A 19,631-nucleotide genomic window follows, 5' to 3' on the forward strand; every position below is an offset into this window, starting at 1 on the left:
GCCATTCTGAACCTTTTCTTTCGTCTGTGTTACCCCCGGCTAAACCGCAAAGTTTAAACGCGTATTGTTTAGCCGGTTTTTTTAAAGCCGATGTGTGATTAGCGTGATTACCTGAGTATCCCGCCACACAAAGCTCGCCTCCAGTAACGTTCCCATCGCAAAACACCCGCTGAAGTCCTGAGTCAGTCGCAACGTCGCCCGCTGCTGCGCGAAATCTACCGACACCAGTTCCGCATCCGGAAAGTCCATCGGCTGAAGCAGTTGCGGCCAGATGGCTTTGTAAACGCTCTCTTTGAGTGAGAAGAGCAGGGTAGCGGCAGCGCGAAAAGAGACGGGCAGCGTCCGTAACAGGTGCTGTTCCTGCTCGTTCATCAGCAACTCAGCCGTTTCATGCGCCGTCGTCTCCGACATGAACTGCTCGACATCCACCCCAACAGCGCAGGGCTGACGGGTTGCCGCTACCACAACGATGCCTGCACTGTGCGACAGTGACGCCTGAATGCCAGCGGGCCAGCAGGGGGATCGATCGGCTGCATTAGTCAGAATGAAATCAGCAATACCCAGTTCTGCCATCACTGACCGGACCAGCAGACGGCTGGCGAGGTATTCAGCACGCCGTTTACTGACAGCCTGCTGCAGTCGGGCAGGCAGCGGAATATCCCATTCGACAGCCAGCCCATCCTGATACTTTTGCGGATCGAAGTGACTCACCGCCAGCAAAGGATCGCTGTGGTTAAGGTGCCGGGAAAGGATAAAGCCGCCTGCAACAGGCGGCAGCGGCAGGTCGGGATAGCGCATGCGGGACCATCATCAAAACCAAAAAGGCATTAAATCAGGCGCGATGGATCAGGGCAAGCAGCCCGCCGGAATCAGTCGTTGGGAGGAATGGCAAAACTCTTCAGAGAAACAACGAAATGGTGGTGACCCCTGCTGATGCGTGCACCTCGGTCGCACCAGTGGCTTGCCAGACGAAAGAAATCGTCGCTGCCAATGTCATACGCCAGTTCCACTTTGCTAATGCCTGAATGCAGCAACGCTTCTGCATCCTTCAGGCTTTTCGCTTTGATCGCCATAAAAATTATCCGTCAATTTCTGGGGATTTCAGGGTAGGCATTTTCTGTGACATTTTTGTTTCAGTTTGATGAATAAGCGCAGCCGGTAGCCGATTTTGTGAAGCAGATCAGATTATAATGCAACTGTTAACCTGCTGATTGTAAGAGGAATGTTAACTGCCACACGGGACTATTCTGAATGTTAAACGGAGAGGTAAGCTGAGATAGAAAGGCCGCGTCAGACGCGGCCCCGTGGGTTACTTCTGGTCTGGCGGGGAAGGTTGCTTATCGCCTGACTCGGGTGCTTCTGTTGGATCGTCTTTTTCAATATATGTCATGAACTCTCCTCTTGTTACCCACACGCAGTTAAGTATAGAACGGATTGTGGAAGGTGCGAGGAACGTTAAGGTTTGATGACAGGGAGCAGGTCAGTCTTGATGTGTGAATGCCTGGTGGAGCAAGTCGAATCCTGGCCAAAAATATTTATTGCACCCTCTGAATATCACAGAGAGTGAGTACTGAAAGGGCGCTGTATGGCTTAAGGTCTGGCTCCATGAGTGGAAAGCCGGTAAGGCTAAAAATCAAGCTCCAGGCCAGCGATAGTAGTGACATGCATTGTCAAATGAGAGCCCTGGTCACTATAAAGAAGCTTTTTTGTTTCTGGTGTTTTATTAATTTTAATCAAAAATTGTCTCTCAGATTAAGTTTAAAGTTCGCCCGTTAATTTTTATCACAAAAGAACTTTAACTTTCTTTACAGAGACTAAAAATAATGAAATTTCGGATGATAGCTTTATTCGTGAGCGCTGTTTCTTCAGTGTCTGCTTTTGCGGGAGAGTTTGATACTGCTGTTAAAAATCGTGATAACTTCCGCGCGGCTGAAGCTAAATCCGTAGCGGCCTTTAATGATGTGGCCAGCCGTGACGGTTCAGGGCGGTTCAATGCAGATGGTTCTACATTCAGTGCTTCAACAATCAGCAATAACCAAAGGGCCATCGCTAACCGTATTGCCGCTGAGAATGCAGTGAATGGTACTCACTACCGTAATCAGGTAACAGCACAACAGACTAACCAGATTAACAAACAGTTTGGACAATCCTACATAGATGCAAAAAATAATCAGTCTGCAACAGCGCCTGTAGTTAATGCCACTTCATACCGCTTAGGCATCACCCAGCAACAACAGAAAACTATGGGTGTGGCTTCAATCAACAAAGTAAGCCTGGATAATGCTCATAGCATCAATGTAGCGGCCGCCAGCCTTCCAGCTAACACGCCAGTAACAGCAACTATCCACGGGGTTTCTCAAACTACAACCGCTGGCGCTATTGCAGCCTTGAATCCTGCTGAACAAATTGCTGTCCCACACGTTGCCGCTTTCCAGCGTACAGCTGTTAAAGGTGGTGCGAGTGGTAAATCAGGCCATTCAACTACAACTGGTCATGATGGACACGGGCAAGAAAACGCGCATAGCCACGCTTTTGGCGGTCATGGCTATGGCGCTGATAACAGTCGGTCAGAAGGTTTTGGCGGGCACTCTCATTTTCACTAAGGGGTAATATTAAAAAGAGTTTATTTTTTTACTATCAGCTCGTTAGCTAACCAAGCGACAACGATAGCGACTATTGCTACTCCTTACCTTGTCAGAGAGTGGATGAATAAAAAATGAAGAAATTTATACTTGTGGTAGCGCTTTCCCTGAATATTCTTAACTTTGCCTCTGCATCTCCTTCACCTAATCACACTTTATCGACTGGTAAGGTATCGCAGTGGAAAGGGTACGGTGTCACTGTTAAAAGAGACAGCTCAGGGATTGTCACTGTTGACGGGAAACCTGCGGCCCCGGATGAAGTCACAGAGAAAGCGACAACCTATCAGCAAGGGTTGTTTAATGTGATCATCTATAAGAGCGGTAAAGTGGCGCTGATGAAGCAAGGGCAGTTTGTCGGTTATCTGAAGAGAGAGCATTTAAGAGGGGGCTGATAAGCCTAATGCTGATCAGTTAAAATTAGATTTGTAAAGGCTGTCACGGTCAAACGTGGCAGCTTTTTTTCTGGGCGAACGAGTCGCAGTGCGGGCCTGAGCACCTCTGCTGCTGCCGGGCCGTCCTCGCGCCGCTCACGCGGTACCTTCGGCTTTGACGGCGTGCCGACGAACCGTTCGGGGATCGGCCCTCCCTGGCCGGCCCCGAACTGTCCACGCTTCCCGGCGTGGACTTCTGGCCCACCGTCACGCCTCAGCGCTGCGGATAGCCCTTTCAGCAGCAGAGGCGCTCAGGCCTCCACTCTCGTGCCCTTTTTGACAATACACACTGAGGTTTCAAAGCAACCCGGCACCAGAATGCGTTATCACCTGTCGCTTAAATGGCTGGCATTAGGCTGATAAGCTTCCTTTTTTATGGGGTATGTGTGGGATATGTACGCTGTAGAAAGGGTCAGAGAATTAATGGCAAGGGAAGAATATAAAAAACATCAGCTATTACAGCTTGTTATTGATTCAGAATGACACATTAGATTTAAGGCCGCGTTCAGTCCTGAGGTAGAGGTTAAATCACCTTGAGTGGCGTTGATCAAAGAATGACAAGATGAAAATGAATTGGTCTGGATGAAAGGGCTGAAATAGTAAAACCTTTTGCCGTGTTTGATCGCGCTTAGGCCGCCATCCCATCCTATGGAAGGCACTTGCACCTGAAGTCAGTCTCTGAGCTATGGATGTTCTTTGGGTCTAATGTCACCTCGTGGGGATCTCAGGGCATGAATAGCCCTGTCAGGACCTGTCTGAAGCAAGCAAAGTATATGTGCAAAATAAAGAAACGAAAAAAGCAGCCTTTAAGGCTGCTTTTCAGGGAATTTGGTCGGCACGAGAGGATTTGAACCTCCGACCCCGGACACCCCATGACCGTGCGCTACCAGGCTGCGCTACGTGCCGAACACTGGAGGATTAGTCTACTGGTTATCACCATTAATGCAAGATACCTGCCGACTATTTGCCTGATTATTAATCAGTTAGCGATAAAGCGCTTCTCTTCAGTTAATACCTGCAACAGCAGCGCCAGTTCTGGCTTGTGATCTTTCAGGGCGTTGCCCTGCGCATCATAAGCGCGATAGCTGCCGTTATTGTTGAGTACCAGCGTCACCTGCGGCGTGGTAATCACCAGCTTATTCTCTTCGCTGCTGACGACCCAGTCATGGCGACGGCGCGCAGCAAACAGATCTTCACCCTGAGAGTAGTTCACCGGATTGGTCCGCACATGCAGCAGTCGCTGCATCAGCGTCGACATCACATCCTGATGATCAGAAAGGCGATCAACGGTCTGCGCGGGCGTATCAGGCCAGTGAATCACTAACGGCACCTGCAGCGTCTGGCGGTTTCCGGCGCTGTCAGGATTGCCATCCAGTGCCAGTCCACGCTGCGCCGTAATCACCACCACCGTGTTCTTCAGTAAATCACGCGCCTGCAGGCTGCTGAGCACCGCGTGAATCTGCTCATCAACGGCAGGAGCCTGGCGCAGATAGCTGCGCTGACGCGCTTTTGCACTGTCGCCGGCGACGTCCGGGCCGTTCAGGGCAATCCATGAGAACCACGGCGCCTGTGAACCGTTCTGTTTCTCCAGCCAGTTCTGCCATTGCGCCACAGTACTGGCGTTGGTCTGGCTGGTCGTTGCAGGCAGTGAATAATCAGTCAGCAATGCCTGTCGGTAGAGCGGCGGATTAAAGCCTTCCGAGGAGAAGAGGCCAAACTGGTAACCCTGGGTGCTAAGCGCGCCCAACAGCGCCGACGGCGTTCGGGATGCCAGAATACCGTTCATGTAGCTGGATGAGATCCCATAGAACAGGCCAAACAACCCTTTCTCCGGCGTATCACCCGCGCTGTAGTGCTGGGTAAAACGCACGTTCTCGCTGGCGAACTGATTAAGCTCCGGCAGCGCTTTGGCCAGCGTGGCGTTGTTCAGACCATCGACCGTCAGCACCAGCAGGTTGTTGCGTGTGCCGGCATCACGGAAAGTAATCTCGCTCAGCGGATATTCCACCGCCACTGCTTCCGGGTCGCCCTGCTGAATCAGCCGACGCTGATACTCCTGCGCATCCAGCAGACCATGACGCTCAAGGAAGCGGCGGGCGGTCATCGGGTAGGAGAGCGGCAGGTTGGCACGCTGCATCGTAATAGGGCGATAGAAATTCGCATCGGCCCAGATATACATCAGGTGGCTGGCAAAGAAGGCGCTGATAAACAGGGCGGCGACAGGCTTACCAAACGAACGGCGATTCAGGCTGCGAAGCTTCTGCCAGCTCCAGGTCGCAAACAGCATCTCAACCAGGAAAATCAGCGGCACGCTGATAAACATCAGCTGCCAGTCGCGCGCCATCTCGCTCTGATCAGGGTTAATGACCAGCTCCCACACCACCGGATTCAGGTGCAGGTGGAAGCGGCTGAACACCGCACTGTCGACCATCACCAGCGTCAGCCCGGCGGTAGCGACCACCGCGGACAACACCCGCATCAGCCGTTGCGACATCACCACAAAGGTCAGCGGGAAGATAATCAGCAGATAGGCGGCAAAAACAACAAAACTGAAGTGGCCAACCCAGCTGGTATAGGCGTAGATGCGCCCCGCCAGCGAAGAAGGCCAGTCGGCGACCAACAGGTAGCGACTGCCTAAAATCAGCGCGAATAAGATGTTAAACAGAGCAAACCAGTGACCCCAACTGATCATCTGGGAAACTTTTTCGCGGTAGCGCTGCCGGTTGGTTACCATATTATGAAGTCAAATCAGCCAATTAATGGGCGTTATCGTCACGCACAGACGCCTGAAGGGCATCGGCGAAAGATCGTGCCAGTGAACGACGTTGCGCCGGAGCGACATCGCTGTTAATTAAGTTGGTCACCATATTTCCCAGAACCATCAGGGAGAGATCGGTGGGGGCCTTGTCCTTGTGCAGGATTTGGGCCATTTCCGCGAGGAGTTGTTCCACGCGTTCGTCACTGTAACGGGATGATTGTGCCATATCGTCGTCTAAGCTCATTTCAAAAGGCGATATATTACCGGAACAGCGCACTTTTTACCGCAATTTTATCGAAAGCAGCGCGTTCGCTATACGCATGGAGTTGAAAGCCGATGCTGGCGGTGTTTGAATACGCGCCTGTGCTAAAAGGAGAGTCTACCATGAGTCTGGATATCGACCAGATTGCCCTGCATCAGTTAATTAAACGCGATGAAAACCAGCTTGAACTGGCGCTGCGCGATTCGCTGCTGCCTGCCACCAACACGGTCAACGCGATGGTGGAGGAGTTACACCGGGTTTATAGCGCAAAAAGCAAAGCCTATGGCCTGTTCAATGCAGAGAGTGAACTGGCAGAAGCGCTGCGTAATTGTCGTAAGGGCAACGATGATTTTCTCGCTTTTAGCCGTGCCGCGACCGGTCGTCTGCGCGATGAGCTTGCAAAATACCCCTTCGCTGAAGGCGGCGTGGTGCTGTTTATTCACTACCGCTATCTGGCGGTGGAATACCTGCTGATTGCGGTGCTGAACAGCCAGTCCAGCATGCGCGTCAACGAGCAGATGGATATCAGCAGCACCCACTATCTTGACATCAATCATGCCGACATCGTGGCACGCATCGATTTAACCGAGTGGGAAACTAATCCGGAATCGACCCGTTATCTGACTTTCCTGCGTGGCCGGGTCGGACGTAAAGTGGCTGACTTCTTTATGGACTTCCTGGGTGCCGAAGTGGGATTAGACACCAAGGCGCAGAACCGCGGTCTGTTGCAGGCGGTAGATGACTACTGCAACGAATCGGAACTGGATAAGCAGGAGCGGCAGAACTATCGCCAGCAGGTCTACAGCTACTGCAACGAGCAGCTGCAGGCGGGCGAGGAGATTGCGCTGGAAGAGTTGTCGAGCGAACTGCCACCACTGGGTGAAAAAACGTTCCAGGCCTTTACCCAGGAGCAGGGGTATGAACTGGAAGAGAGCTTCCCGGCGGATCGCAGTACTCTGCGCCAGCTGACGAAGTTTGCCGGAAGCGGCGGGGGCCTGACCCTGAACTTCGATGCGATGTTGCTGGGCGAACGCATTTTCTGGGATCCGGCAACGGACACCCTGACGATTAAGGGCACACCACCCAATCTGCGCGATCAGCTGCAGCGCCGTACCAGCAGCAAATAAAAAAGCCGGGCTTAGCCCGGCTTTCATTCCCTGCACGCGGCGATCATTTCACCGGGCAGCGCCAAAAGAAAAGGGCCGGTTTCGCAACCGGCCCTTCTGCTTTCAACGAAGTTCGCGATTAAGCGCGAACGAAGTCGATGTGGAACAGTTTTGGCTTGAACGGGTGACGCTGAACAGCCTGAACTTTCACTTTAGTTTCTTTACCGTCAACTGACAGGGTCAGCACTTCGTCGTAGAAACCTGGCTTAGATTGCAGGTTCATTACGGAGTCGTGATCCAGGTCGATGGCAACAGCCGTTTCAGAACCACCGTAGATGATGGCCGGGAAACGGTTTGCTGTACGCAGGCGGCGGCTCGCACCCTTACCCTGCTCTTTACGTTCTACTGCATTGATAGTGAGCATTAATATATCTCTTTATTTAATTCCTGCTACAGGCGACCCAGTAACAGGCTGGTTATTCAATACCGCTGATGCACATGCAAAAGCGGGCGGCAGTATAGCCGTTATGCCGGGTGGTAGCAAACGATATACCCGCCAGCCGGGTTCGGCATCCGGTTAGCCGGACCCGATAGCGCTCATTAGCGCAGCTCATTGGCACGGCGATAGCGACCCTGATAATCGAACATTTTTTCGCGGATCTGCCAGAACTGACCTTTGGCCCGCGCCACCACAAAGTCGGGATGACGCAGCAGCGGCTGCAGCGCCAGCACGTCAGTGGCGCTTTGCCAGCCCAGCGGCACGCCGGGCGCGCGCTGATGCGGGCGCATAAAGAGCTGTTCAAACGCTTTGCGCTGGGCCGGTGTCTGCAGACGAAACCGTTCGCTGACGCTGGTGCCTTCCTCGTCATAATAGGTCGCCTTGAGCCATTCACCTTTGGCGTCACGGCCCTGTTCCAGCGTCATGCCGCCACAGCGCAGCACCAGCGCATCTTTAAGCTTCAGCGCCGCTTTGAGCATATCGTCAGGATCGACCAGAATTTTGTCGCACTGGTGACAGCGCCGGGCGGCAATATCATTCTCTGCGCCACAGTCGGGGCAGCTTTTAAAGCGGAAGCGGAAGTCACACTGTTCGCGCTCGCCCTCATCATCTTCCAGCACGCCCTGACAGCGTCGGCCAAAATGCTCGATAACCATGCCATCTTCGGTCGCCTTGCCCCAGAAGGTGTTGGCGAAACCGCAGGCGGGACAAAAAACCTGTACCGGCTGATTGTCGCTGGCCCCTTTGGGCGCGCCGACCTCGGGCGTAAAGAGATCGTGCGGATTACCGGCATAATCAAGAATCAGACAGTCGGTTTTACCGGGCGAGAGCCGCAGGCCGCGTCCGACGATTTGCTGATAGAGGCTGACCGACTCGGTCGGGCGCAGAATCGCAATCAGATCAACGTGCGGAGCATCAAACCCGGTGGTCAGCACCGCCACGTTAACCAGGAATTTCAGCTGCTGCGCCTTAAAGGCCAGAATCAGAGCATCGCGCTCTCTGGCAGGCGTTTCGGCTGACACCAGCGCGCTGTTAGCGGGCAGCAGCCGCAAAATTTCATGCGCATGCTCAACCGTTGAGGCAAAAATCATCACCCCCAGCCGATCTTCAGCGAACTCCACGATCTGACGGATAATATGGGGCGTCACGCGCTGCTGCTGTTTCAGTTCACGATTAAGATCGGCTTCGCTGAACAAGCCGCTGCTTTGTGCCGTCAGGCGGCTGAAGTCATACTGCACCACCGGCATATCCAGTCGCTCCGGCGGCACCAGAAACTGATGTTTGATCATGTAGCGCAGCGGCAGTTCATAGATACAGTCGCGAAACAGCGATTTTTCGTCGCCACGCACCATGCCGTGATAGTGGAACTGATAAATCCAGCCCTTACCCAGCCGAAAAGGCGTGGCGGTCAGGCCCAGTAAACGCAGTTGTGGATTATGCTGACGCAGATGATTGAAGATCTGCTGATACTGACTCTCTTTATCATCACCGATACGGTGGCACTCATCGACAATCACCAGTGAAAAGGTGCTGTCGAACTGGTCGAGGTTACGCGCCACTGACTGCACGCTGCCAAACACCACTTTGCGCTGGCTCTCTTTACGCTGAAGTCCGGCGGCAAAGATATCCGCCTCCAGCCCGTAAGCCTGATATTTACTGTGGTTCTGCGCTACCAGCTCTTTGACGTGCGCCAGCACCAGCACCCGGCCACGCGCCAGCCGTGCCAGCTCGGCAATGACCAGGCTCTTTCCGGCACCGGTCGGCAGCACAATGACTGCAGGCTGTTGATGACGACGGAAATGCGCCACGGTGGCATTCACCGCATCCTGTTGATAGGGGCGTAAGGTAAAAGACATGATGCTCACTTTTGCAAAACTGGGGGTAATTATGCCATGAAAGTGCGGTAAACGCGCTGTCAGGCTGGCGCGGATCACGTTATACTTCCCGCACATTTTCAACGGTTAACCAGGCCGTTTCAGATTCCCTCCGCAGTAACAGGCAAAACGAATTCATGCGACTCGACAAATTCATCTCTCAGCAACTGGAAATCAGCCGCGCCATCGCCCATCGCGAGATCCGTGGCCAGCGTGTCACCGTTAACGGGGAAATCGTACGCGATACCGCGTTTAAACTGCTGCCCGACCACGAAGTCGTCTATGACGGCAACGTACTGCAGATGCAGACTGGTCCACGCTACTTTATGCTGAACAAACCGCAGGGTTACGTCTGCTCAACCGACGATCCCGATCATCCCACCATCATCTATTTCATTGAAGAACCGATGTCATTCAAACTGCACGCGGCGGGGCGTCTTGATATCGACACCACCGGACTGGTGCTGCTGACAGATGATGGCCAGTGGTCACACCGTATTACCTCGCCACGTCATCACTGCGAGAAAACCTACCGTGTGACCCTGGAATCACCGGTCAGTGACGATACCGCCGCGCAGTTTACGGCGGGCGTGCAGCTGCACAATGAGAAGAGCCTGACTAAACCGGCTCAGTTGGAGGTGATCACCCCGACAGACGTCCGGCTGACACTGAGCGAAGGCCGTTATCATCAGGTAAAACGGATGTTTGCGGCAGTAGGCAATCGGGTCCTTGAGCTGCATCGCGAGCGCATCGGTGACATCGTACTGGACGCCGATCTGGAACCGGGCGAATATCGTGCGCTGACAGAAGAAGAGATCGCCAGCATCGGTCTGCCGAAAGAGCTGCAGACAAAATAACCGGACGGGCCCGGCGGCCCGCATTACGACCATAAGGGCAGGAGAGGGTGTGCGTAAGGAAAAGAATTCGCCAACAGGACTGGTGGTCATCCTCGGTCTGTTAGCCATGCTGATGCCGTTGTCGATCGACATGTATCTGCCCGCCATGCCGCAGATTGCACGTGAGTTCGGCGTTTCAGCCGGTAGCGTGCAGATGTCGCTCAACCTCTACATTCTTGGCTTCGCGATTGGGCAGCTGATCTATGGGCCGCTGGCAGACAGCTATGGGCGTAAGCCGGTGATTGCGCTCGGGACCCTGATCTTTGCCTGCGCCGCCGCGGCCTGTGCGCTGTCGCAAACCATCGATCAGTTGATTACGATGCGCTTTCTGCATGGGCTGTCGGCTGCCGCAGCCAGTGTAGTGATCAATGCGTTAATGCGTGACAGTTACTCGAAAGAGGACTTCTCCCGCATGATGTCCTTTGTGATGCTGATTACCACCATTGCGCCGCTGCTGGCGCCGATCATCGGCGGCTGGCTGCTGGTGCTCTGGAGCTGGCACGCCATCTTCTGGGCGCTGGCGGGAGCGGCGTTAGTGACGACCGTGCTGGTGACCACGCAAATCCGTGAAACCCTGAAGCCGGAGCAGCGACAGCGGTTTCATCTGCGTACTACGCTGGGCAATTTCGTAACGCTGTTTCGCCACAAGCGCGCGTTCAGTTACATGCTGTCGAGCGGTTTCTCCTTTGCCGGGCTGTTTACCTTTCTCAATGCCGGTCCCTTTGTTTACATCGAACTGAATCACGTTTCACCGCAAAACTTTGGCTACTACTTTGGCCTCAATGTGGTGTTTCTGTTTGTACTGACGCTGATTAACAGCCGCGCCGTGCGCCGCTTTGGCCCGGTGGCGATGTTCCGGATGGGACTGCTGATACAGTTCTGTATGGGGATCTGGCTGCTGCTGGTCAGCGCCTTCAGCCTCGGCTTTTTGCCGCTGGTGATGGGGATCGCGATGTTTATCGGTTGCGTATCGATGGTCTCATCGAATGCGATGGCGGTGATTCTGGATGAGTTTCCACATATGGCGGGTACGGCATCGTCGCTGGCGGGCACCCTGCGTTTTGGCGTCGGGGCATTTGTTGGCGCACTGCTGTCGCTGGTGAGTTTCAACAGCGCCTGGCCAATGGTCGGCACGATTGCACTGTGCGCGACAATCTCTCTGCTGCTCTTTTTCTACGCTTCACGTCCCCGCACTGCGTCCCGGTAATCGGGCGCAGTGGTTTCCCTCTGCAATGACCTGCCGACTTGCACGCCTCCTGACTTTGTTTCGATATTGTGAAAATATTTAGTTAAAAAAGTAATCACAATGCAGCTAAAATGATTGTTAACGGCGTGTGAACGCGGTACATATAGGCTGAAGTGCGATGTGAGTCGCAAAAAATGCGCTTCTGCAATCCACACGGACGGGCCATTAAACCCTGTCCGGACTCAGCGGTTATCAGGCCGCTTCCTGCTGGGCTGCTTTCTGTTGCGACATAAACTCATCCGGGGAGAGTAAACTATGCTGCAACTTTCGATTGTGCATCGTCTGCCACAGCATTTTCGCTGGGCCAGCGATCACCACAGTGCTATCGAATCCGATGACACCACGCTGGACGAGCAGGATTTCGTTGCGCTGCGCTTGATCAGCCATGATGGCATTCCGGCGTGGGAGATCCTTCAGCAGCTAAAAGAGGTTCTGGCGGATATTCAGGTCGATTGTAAAGTGGCCGAGTGCGAAGGACAGCCCTGCCTGTTCATTCAGCGTCGTGACGAAAGCGCCACCAACTGCTGCCTGAAAAATCAGGGCGTAGCGATTGCCGAAACCTTTATCGCAGGTTGAGTTGCGCCGACTGCAGCAGCTCGCGGGTATACCCGGCCGCGGGTGAAGCAAACAACCTTTCACACTCTCCCTGTTCCACCACTTCTCCCTGACGCAGCACAATAAGCTGATGGCACAGGGCGCGCACCACATCCAGATCGTGACTGATAAACAGATAGCTGAGCTGCCGCTGCTGCTGTAAGCGGCGTAACAGCGTCAGAATCTGCTTCTGCACCGTGCGATCCAGCGATGAGGTCGGTTCATCCAGCACCAGCAACTCCGGTTCCAGAATCAGTGCCCGCGCAATGGCAATACGCTGTCGCTGACCGCCCGAAAATTCGGCCGGATAACGATGGCGACTTTCCGCTTCAAGCCCCACCTCCGCCATCACCGCGATGACCCGCTGCTCCTGTTGCGCATGGCTAAGTTCGGGCTGATGTACCGCAAGCCCTTCCGCAATGATCTGCTGCACTGTCATACGCGGATTCAGTGAAGAGTTAGGATCCTGAAACACCACCTGAATGCGCTGACGCAGCGGCAATAACTGACGACGTGACAGCTGATGCAGCGGCTGGTCGTCAAACCAGACTTCGCCGCGTGAGGCAATCAGTCGCAGCAGTGCCAGCCCTGTAGTGCTTTTACCTGATCCGGACTCGCCGACCAGCCCCAGACTTTCGCCGCGCCGCAGGCTAAAGCTCAGGCCGGAGAGCACCTGTTTCTCACCACTCTGCCGGCGGAACAGCCCGCGCCGCAGCGGAAAGCTGACCTGAAGATTATCGACCCGAAGAATGACCGGCGCGTCTGCGGGCAGCGGCAGCGCTTTTCCTTCCGGTTCGGCGGCCAGCAACTGCTGGCTGTAAGGGTGTTGCGGCTGATTCAGCAGGGTCTGGCAGCGGTTCTGTTCGACGATGTGACCATTGCGCATCACGCTAACGTTATCCGCCAGCTGACGCACGATATTCAGGTTATGGGTGATAAACAGCATGCCCATATTCAGCTCTCGCTGCAGTTCACGAAGCAGCGTCAGGATCTGCGCCTGCACCGTCACATCCAGCGCGGTGGTCGGCTCATCGGCAATCAGCAGCTGAGGCTCGGTCAGCAGCGCCATGGCGATCATCACCCGCTGACGTTCCCCACCCGAGAGCTGGTGGGGGAAATCATTGAGCCGGGTGGCGGGCTGTCGTATTCCGACCCGATCAAGCACGCTGAGAATTTCACCGCGTGCCGCCGGACGACGCAACCCGCGATGCAGCGACAGCACTTCATACAGCTGCTTCTCCACGGTGTGCAGCGGATTAAGCGATACCATCGGCTCCTGAAAAATCATCGCGATCTGGTTGCCGCGAATCCCGCGCAGGCGCTGCTCGCGCGCGCGCAGCAGATCTTCACCGTTAAACAGAATCTCCCCGCTGGGATAAGCCACCGCAGCCTCATGCAGCAGTCGCATCACCGAGAGTGCCGTGACGCTCTTGCCGGAACCCGACTCGCCCACCAGCGCCAGCGTTTCGCCCGCGTCGATGCGCAGTGAAACGTCATTCACCACCTGGCGAAGCGTCTCGCCCTGACGAAAGGCGACCGAGAGATGATTGATGGCAAGCAATGGCGTGTTCATTCAGGCTCCTTTGCCGGGATCAAAAGCGTCGCGTACCGCTTCGCCAATAAAAATCAGCAGCGAAAGCAGGATCGCCAGGGTGAAAAAGCCCGCCAGGCCTAACCAGGGTGCCTGCAGGTTATTTTTGCCCTGCAGCAGTAACTCGCCCAGCGAGGGCGAACCCAGCGGCAGGCCAAAGCCGAGAAAGTCGAGTGAGGTCAGCGTGGTAATCGATCCGCACAGAATAAACGGCAGAAAGGTCAGGGTGGCGACCATGGCATTTGGCAGCATGTGGCGCAGCATAATCCGGCCGTCGCTGACCCCCAGCGCCTGCGCCGCACGGATGTAATCAAAGTTTCGGGTACGCAGAAACTCGGCCCGGACCACGCTGACCAGGCTCATCCAGCCGAAAGCCACGGTGACCAGCAGCAGCCACCAGAAACCCGGCTGGATCACGCTGGAGAGGAGAATCAGCAGAAACAGCGCAGGCATGCCGGACCAGACTTCAATCAGCCGCTGCCCAATCAGGTCAATCCTGCCGCCGAAATAGCCCTGCAGCGCGCCGACCACAATCCCGATGACGCTGGAGAAGAGCGTCAGCATCAGTCCGAACAGCAGAGAAATGCGCGTGCCATAGAGCAGGCGTGCCATCACGTCGCCGCCGTTAGCATCCGTGCCAAGCCAGTTCTGCGCAGAGGGCGGAGAGGGGAAGGGCACGTCGGTGGCAAAGTTGATAGTGCTGTCGCTGAAACGAATCGGTGCCCATATGGCCCAGCCATTCTGCTCAATGCGCTGCCGCAGCCAGGGATCCTGATAATCCGCCGCTGTCGCCAGTGCGCCGCCATAGTCGGTTTCGCTGTAGTCAAACAGCAGCGGCACTGTCCAGCGCTGCTGGTAATGCACCAGCAGTGGCTTGTCATTGGCAATCAGTTCGGCACCCATCGACAGCAGAAAGATGATCAGAAAGATCCACAGCGACCAGTAGCCGCGTCGGTTATGGCGAAAGCGCTGCCAGCGCTGTTGGTTGAGCGGAGAGAGCGTCATGAGCGGCTCCCGAAATCGATGCGTGGATCGACCAGCGTATAGGTGAGATCACTGAGAATATTCATCAGCAAACCTATCAGCGTAAAAATATAGAGCGTGCCAAACATCACCGGATAGTCACGTTGCAGAGTCGCATCATAGCCGAGTAGTCCAAGTCCGTTGAGCGAGAACATAACCTCGATCAGCACCGAGCTGGTAAAGAACATGCTGATAAAGGTGGCGGGGAAGCTGGCGATCACCAGCAGCATCGCATTGCGAAACACATGGTGATAGAGAATACGGCGCTCCGGCACCCCTTTGGCGCGCGCAGTCACCACATAGAGCTTGCGGATCTCATCCAGAAACGCGTTTTTCGTCAGCATGGTCAGCGTGGCGAAGCCGCCGATCACTGTCGCCAGCACCGGCAGGGCGATATGCCAGAAGTAGTCCAGCACTTTGCCATACCAGGGCAGTGTGTCGTGCTGCGCAGAGGTGAGCCCGCGCAGCGGAAACCAGTCCAGATAGCTACCACCGGCAAACAGCACGATTAACATGATGCCAAACAGAAAAGCCGGGATGGAGTAGCCAATGATAATAAAAGCGCTGCTCCAGACATCGAAAGCGCTGCCATTGCGCACCGCTTTGCGGATCCCCAGCGGGATCGACACCAGGTAGATGATCAGTGTGCTCCATAATCCCAGACTGATCGAAACCGGCAGGCTCTCTTTGATCAGCCCGATCACCGAGGCACTGCGAAACAGGCTGTCGCCAAAATCCAGACGCAGATAATTCCACAGCATCTCGCCGTAACGCTGCCAGAGAGGTTTATCGAAACCGTAACGCTGTTTAATCTCAGCAATCACTTCGGGATCCAGCCCGCGTGCGCCACGATACTGATTATCGGCAGGATTGAGATGACTGACGCTGGCGCGTGAACCGGCGCTGTCTGCGCCACTGCCGGGCAGACCGGTTGTCTGACCAAACTGAATGTTAGCCAGCGCCTGATCGACCGGTCCGCCGGGCGCGATTTGCACGATAAAAAAATTAAGCGTGATGATCGCCCATAACGTTGGGATGATCAGCAGCAATCTGCGCAGAAAGTAAGCGGCCAACGGTGATCTCCTTAGCGTTTGCTGGCCGGCAGGCGTCCGGCTTTGTTTGTGTCGTACCACCAGTTTTCCAGTCCGACGCTGTAGGCTGGCTTGCGGGCAGGGTGAGAAAACTTATCCCAGTACGCCAGCCGCTGCTCTGCGTTGTACCACATCGGGATCATATACGCATTCCACAGCAGCACCCGGTCCAGCGCCTGGGCCAGCGGCCGCAGCGCGTTGGGATCGCCCTGATGCGCCACAATCTGTTTCACGAAATGATCGACTACAGGCTCTTTGACCCGCGCGGTATTCCACGACGAGGCGATAAAGTCAGACTGCCACAGGATCTGCAGACTGGACGTCGGGATCGGCATCGCCCCATAGACCGTGGCAATCATGTCATAGTCGCCTTCACGCCAGCGCCGCAGATACTGTGAGTTGTCGATCTGCCGCAGGTTTAGCGTAATGCCAAGCCGGGAAAGATTGTGCTGGAACGGTAACGCCCAGTCGGTATTGGTGCCACCGCGCAGCAGGAGTTCTATGGTAAACGGCTGACCGGTTTTATCATTGACCAGACGGCGATTTTTTATCTGCCAGCCCGCCTGTTTCAGCAGGTCAGACGCTTTTAACAGGCTGGCGCGGTCATAGCCGCTGCCGTCGGTTTTGTGTGGCTGATAAGGCTGGCTGAACAGCTCAGGTGGCAGTTGCGCGCGCCAGGGTTCAAGCAGGGCCTGCTGCTGTGCATCCGGCACGCCGCTGGCCGCATACGCCGTGTTCTGGAAATAGCTGCTGGCGCGCTGCCAGGCACCGTAATAGAGCGCCTTGTTCATCCACTCGAAATCGAACATCAGTGACAGCGCCTGACGCACGCGGCGATCCTGGAACAGCGGTTTTTCATTGTTGAATGCCAGCCAGCGGGTATCGATAGCGGCATCGTTAGGCGTGGTCTCTTTAACGATGCTGCCATCGTCAAAATTGCGGCCACGATACTGAGTGGCCCATTTCTTTGCCGATGTCTCTTCACGCAGATCGTAAGCACCCGCCTTAAAGGCTTCAAATGCCACATTGTCATCCAGATAGTAGTCATAGCGCATTCGATCAAAATTAAAGCGTCCGCGATTGACCGGCAGATCAGCGGCCCAGTAATCTTTTACCCGGCTGAACTCAATAAACTGTCCCAGCTTCCAGCGGGTGATGCGATAGGGTCCGCTCGACAAGGGTGGCTCGCTTAACGGCTCATTAAACTTCTTATCGCGCCAGAACGACTCTGCGATAACCGGCAGCGTCAGTAAGCCAAGCAGCAGATCTTTATCCGGCTTCTGTGCCTCGATGCGTACAGTGAGATCGTTCAGCGCTTTAACGGTCACGCCACGGTAGGCGACGCGAAATTGAGGCACGCCCTCGGTCATGAATTTCTGATAGGTGAACGCCACGTCGCGGGCGGTTATTGGTGTGCCATTCTGAAAACGGGCGCGGGGATTAAGGCGGATCTCAATCCATGTAAAATCGCTGGCGTAGCGCGCTGACTCGGCAATCAGCGGATAATAACTGCCAGGTTCATCGTCTGAGCTGGTGTAAAGCCCATCATAAAGCGTGCCGGTGTTAATGCCCGGATTACCGCGAGAAGCGTAGCGGTTGAAGTTGTCGTAAGTGCCCACTACCGCCATGGTGATGCTGCCGCCTTTGGGTGCGCGGGGATCGGCGTAGTCGTAATGGCTGAAGCCGGGCGGATATTTCGCTTCACCGGCCTGGGTGAACGCGTAGCTTTGCTGCACAGAAGCTGCCAGCAGCGGGGCGCTGAGCAGGCCGCACAGCAGCAGAAGTCCGGAACGAAACAGCATGCACTCTCCTGTCAGATGTCTGGCGCAGTTCGGGCCAGGTAGTGTCAGGCGTTATGACGCCGGAAATAGTCTATCAGCGTTTCCGGCCGCAGCGGACGGCTAAAGATGTAACCCTGCAGATGGGTCACACCGCGGTTAATCAGCCAGGCAGCCTGCTCGCCGGTTTCTACCCCTTCGGCCACACTTTTCAGGTTCAGCTTCTTCGCCAGCTGCAGCACGGTATCGAGCACCGGCGAGGTCAGGCTATCCGTACCGATGCTCTGAACAAAGCCGCGATCAATTTTCAGATAATCAAAGTCATAACGTTCCAGATAGATCAGCGCGCTGTGACCGGTACCGAAATCATCAATGGCGATATGGATCTGCTGCTGATGCAGCCAGTCAAACAGTTCTCCAACGTTTTCGTCGCGCACCATGGCTCGCTCGGTGATCTCAAACACGTAAGTAAAGTGGTCCGCAGGCATGGTATCAAGCCAGCGCAGCACATCCTGACGGAAACCGCTGTCAGCCAGATGCAGGGGCGAAATGTTGAGGCTGAGGCAGGCATGACGGGGAATGGTATGACACAGCAGGTGGGCATCACGGGAAACCAGCTGAAACAGATGTCGGGTCAGGGGAATAATCAGGTTCTGCGCCTCGGCATAGTGAATAAACACATCGGGCGGAATCGGGCCTTTCGTCGGGTGGGTCCAGCGCAGTAACGCTTCCATCCCATACGGCTGACCATCATGGGAGGTGACCAGCGGCTGATATTCGACGTGAAATTCACCGCGCTTCATGCCCCGAATCAGCTCTTTACCAGGGCGCTGATAAACCGACAACAGCAGCCAGCAAGCGCCTGAAACCAGCAGCGACAGTAGCAGGCCGCTCAGCAGGATATTCTGATAATCGCTGAACGCCAGAGTGGAACCGTACAACACAAACTGCAGCGGATAGCCTGTCAGCGCCTGCCGGTGCAGCGGCGTCGGCAGGTTTTTATTCTGCATGACGACGGATTGCCAGCTGGTTAAGGCACTGCGTTGTGCCACCAGTGCCATACCGGTGATTTCCGGATGCCCGGACGCCAGCAGCTGATAGGGTGCCAGGGTAATATTCAGCGTCGCGAAAACGCCTGACTGCAGGCTGCCGGGATTTTTGATCCATAACGCCAGCGCCGGTTTATTGGGCTGCAACGGCGTGCCCGGCATCAGCTGCAGATCGATATCACGCGAAATATCACTCAGGGGCGCAATTACATTGAGCGGCAGATTAAAACTGCCGGTGGCCGAGGAGCAAAAGGCATTACCTTCTTTAACCAGCAGGATGGCACGAAGATTTCCGGCAAAGGCGGCGCGTGAGGTAAGTTCACGATTGATGGTATTGCAGGCAGTGTGGGTAAACGGAAGCAGGGGACTGAGAGTACTGTTAATCAGGCTGGAGAGCGTTTGCTGCAATGCCGTGCGGCTGTTCTCCAGCAGTTGCTGATGCTGTCGTTCGCGCTTCTGCCAGGTCTGGTGAAGCGAGAGTGCAGCAAATAACAGAAAGAATAAGCCGCCAGCCATCGCACTACTCCATGCGATACGGCGAGGATAGGTGGCATGGCGCCGTAGCGCCCCCGACAGTGGCATGAGGAGCTTCCCCTAATCAAATTATTATTATGTTATTGCGCACGACGGCTTCGGTTTAAGCGACCGAGAATATAACGAGACGGCGGGAAATGTCTTGCTATTAATCTGAGTCAGAATGCTTTTATCTTATATAACTGCTGGTAAAAATGATTAAAGGCGAAAAAAAACGCTGCATAAGCAGCGTTTCATGTTCTCTGGCTGAGAGAAGA

General features: G+C 55.0%; 17 protein-coding genes and 1 tRNA gene. 6 read left to right on the forward strand and 12 right to left on the reverse strand.

Going from position 1 to position 19,631, the window contains the following annotated elements; genetic code table 11:
* Nucleotides 1–81 precede the first annotated feature (81 nt).
* Complete coding sequence (locus NR201_RS14830) at nucleotides 82–798, reverse strand: 4'-phosphopantetheinyl transferase (protein WP_256849929.1); 717 nt, start codon at nucleotides 796–798, stop codon at nucleotides 82–84.
* A 71-nt stretch (nucleotides 799–869) separates the two neighbouring features.
* Nucleotides 870–1,073, reverse strand: a complete 204-nt coding sequence (locus NR201_RS14835) for a hypothetical protein (protein WP_003854174.1) — start codon at nucleotides 1,071–1,073, stop codon at nucleotides 870–872.
* 762 nt (nucleotides 1,074–1,835) lie between these two features.
* Between NR201_RS14835 and NR201_RS14845 the strand changes: the two genes are divergently transcribed.
* The gene (locus NR201_RS14845) at nucleotides 1,836–2,603 is read left to right on the forward strand and encodes a hypothetical protein (protein ID WP_187508505.1); all 768 of its coding nucleotides are present in this window, start codon (nucleotides 1,836–1,838) and stop codon (nucleotides 2,601–2,603) included.
* 113 nt (nucleotides 2,604–2,716) lie between these two features.
* Nucleotides 2,717–3,034: a hypothetical protein gene (locus NR201_RS22745; RefSeq protein ID WP_372340264.1), complete on the forward strand. Its 318-nt coding sequence runs from the start codon at nucleotides 2,717–2,719 to the stop codon at nucleotides 3,032–3,034.
* 868 nt (nucleotides 3,035–3,902) lie between these two features.
* Here NR201_RS22745 and NR201_RS14855 read toward each other — a convergent pair.
* The 3 genes from NR201_RS14855 to NR201_RS14865 form a co-directional block, all read right to left on the reverse strand.
* Nucleotides 3,903–3,979 (reverse strand) — tRNA-Pro (locus NR201_RS14855).
* 73 nt (nucleotides 3,980–4,052) lie between these two features.
* A complete protein-coding gene (yejM, locus tag NR201_RS14860) occupies nucleotides 4,053–5,807 on the reverse strand; it encodes an LPS biosynthesis-modulating metalloenzyme YejM (protein ID WP_187510630.1) in 1,755 nt (584 codons plus the stop codon).
* Between the two features lie 22 nt (nucleotides 5,808–5,829).
* Nucleotides 5,830–6,057: a YejL family protein gene (locus NR201_RS14865; RefSeq protein WP_010248348.1), complete on the reverse strand. Its 228-nt coding sequence runs from the start codon at nucleotides 6,055–6,057 to the stop codon at nucleotides 5,830–5,832.
* A 158-nt stretch (nucleotides 6,058–6,215) separates the two neighbouring features.
* Between NR201_RS14865 and yejK the strand changes: the two genes are divergently transcribed.
* Nucleotides 6,216–7,220, forward strand: a complete 1,005-nt coding sequence (gene yejK / locus NR201_RS14870; RefSeq protein ID WP_010248346.1) for a nucleoid-associated protein YejK — start codon at nucleotides 6,216–6,218, stop codon at nucleotides 7,218–7,220.
* A 118-nt stretch (nucleotides 7,221–7,338) separates the two neighbouring features.
* On the opposite strand, the gene rplY is transcribed toward yejK, so the two are convergent.
* Together rplY and NR201_RS14880 are read right to left on the reverse strand one after the other, a co-directional pair.
* Nucleotides 7,339–7,623, reverse strand: coding sequence for a 50S ribosomal protein L25 (rplY, locus tag NR201_RS14875; protein ID WP_172608377.1), 285 nt, complete (start codon nucleotides 7,621–7,623; stop codon nucleotides 7,339–7,341).
* A gap of 176 nt (nucleotides 7,624–7,799) precedes the next feature.
* The gene (locus NR201_RS14880; RefSeq protein WP_256849930.1) at nucleotides 7,800–9,554 is read right to left on the reverse strand and encodes a DEAD/DEAH box helicase; all 1,755 of its coding nucleotides are present in this window, start codon (nucleotides 9,552–9,554) and stop codon (nucleotides 7,800–7,802) included.
* Nucleotides 9,555–9,709: 155 nt separating this feature from the next.
* Between NR201_RS14880 and rsuA the strand changes: the two genes are divergently transcribed.
* From rsuA to NR201_RS14895, 3 genes are all read left to right on the forward strand, one after another.
* The gene (gene rsuA / locus NR201_RS14885; protein WP_010248342.1) at nucleotides 9,710–10,429 is read left to right on the forward strand and encodes a 16S rRNA pseudouridine(516) synthase RsuA; all 720 of its coding nucleotides are present in this window, start codon (nucleotides 9,710–9,712) and stop codon (nucleotides 10,427–10,429) included.
* A gap of 49 nt (nucleotides 10,430–10,478) precedes the next feature.
* Nucleotides 10,479–11,675: a Bcr/CflA family multidrug efflux MFS transporter gene (locus NR201_RS14890; protein WP_010248339.1), complete on the forward strand. Its 1,197-nt coding sequence runs from the start codon at nucleotides 10,479–10,481 to the stop codon at nucleotides 11,673–11,675.
* A gap of 294 nt (nucleotides 11,676–11,969) precedes the next feature.
* Nucleotides 11,970–12,290, forward strand: a complete 321-nt coding sequence (locus NR201_RS14895) for a hypothetical protein (RefSeq protein ID WP_010248336.1) — start codon at nucleotides 11,970–11,972, stop codon at nucleotides 12,288–12,290.
* On the opposite strand, the gene yejF is transcribed toward NR201_RS14895, so the two are convergent.
* The 5 genes from yejF to NR201_RS14920 are packed head-to-tail and all read right to left on the reverse strand — an operon-like array spanning nucleotide 12,277 to nucleotide 19,422.
* Nucleotides 12,277–13,881 carry a microcin C ABC transporter ATP-binding protein YejF gene (yejF, locus tag NR201_RS14900; protein WP_256849931.1) on the reverse strand — a complete coding sequence of 535 codons (1,605 nt, stop codon included), beginning with the start codon at nucleotides 13,879–13,881 and terminating at the stop codon, nucleotides 12,277–12,279. The genes NR201_RS14895 and yejF overlap by 14 nt on opposite strands.
* On the reverse strand, nucleotides 13,882–14,904 hold the full coding sequence (locus NR201_RS14905) for an ABC transporter permease (RefSeq protein ID WP_256849932.1): 1,023 nt from the start codon (nucleotides 14,902–14,904) through the stop codon (nucleotides 13,882–13,884).
* Nucleotides 14,901–15,995: a microcin C ABC transporter permease YejB gene (locus tag NR201_RS14910; protein WP_010248326.1), complete on the reverse strand. Its 1,095-nt coding sequence runs from the start codon at nucleotides 15,993–15,995 to the stop codon at nucleotides 14,901–14,903. Before NR201_RS14910 ends, NR201_RS14905 begins: the two co-directional genes overlap by 4 nt.
* 11 nt (nucleotides 15,996–16,006) lie before the next feature.
* Nucleotides 16,007–17,815 (reverse strand): extracellular solute-binding protein, encoded by a 1,809-nt coding sequence (locus NR201_RS14915; protein WP_256849933.1) that lies wholly within the window; start codon nucleotides 17,813–17,815, stop codon nucleotides 16,007–16,009.
* A 44-nt stretch (nucleotides 17,816–17,859) separates the two neighbouring features.
* Entirely contained in the window at nucleotides 17,860–19,422 is a 1,563-nt protein-coding gene (locus NR201_RS14920; protein ID WP_029519627.1) for a cyclic di-GMP phosphodiesterase, read from the reverse strand.
* Nucleotides 19,423–19,631 lie beyond the last annotated feature (209 nt).

This window comes from Pantoea sp. Fr-CA_6 (assembly GCF_024520895.1).
GTDB classification, from domain to species: Bacteria; Pseudomonadota; Gammaproteobacteria; order Enterobacterales; family Enterobacteriaceae; genus Pantoea; species Pantoea agglomerans.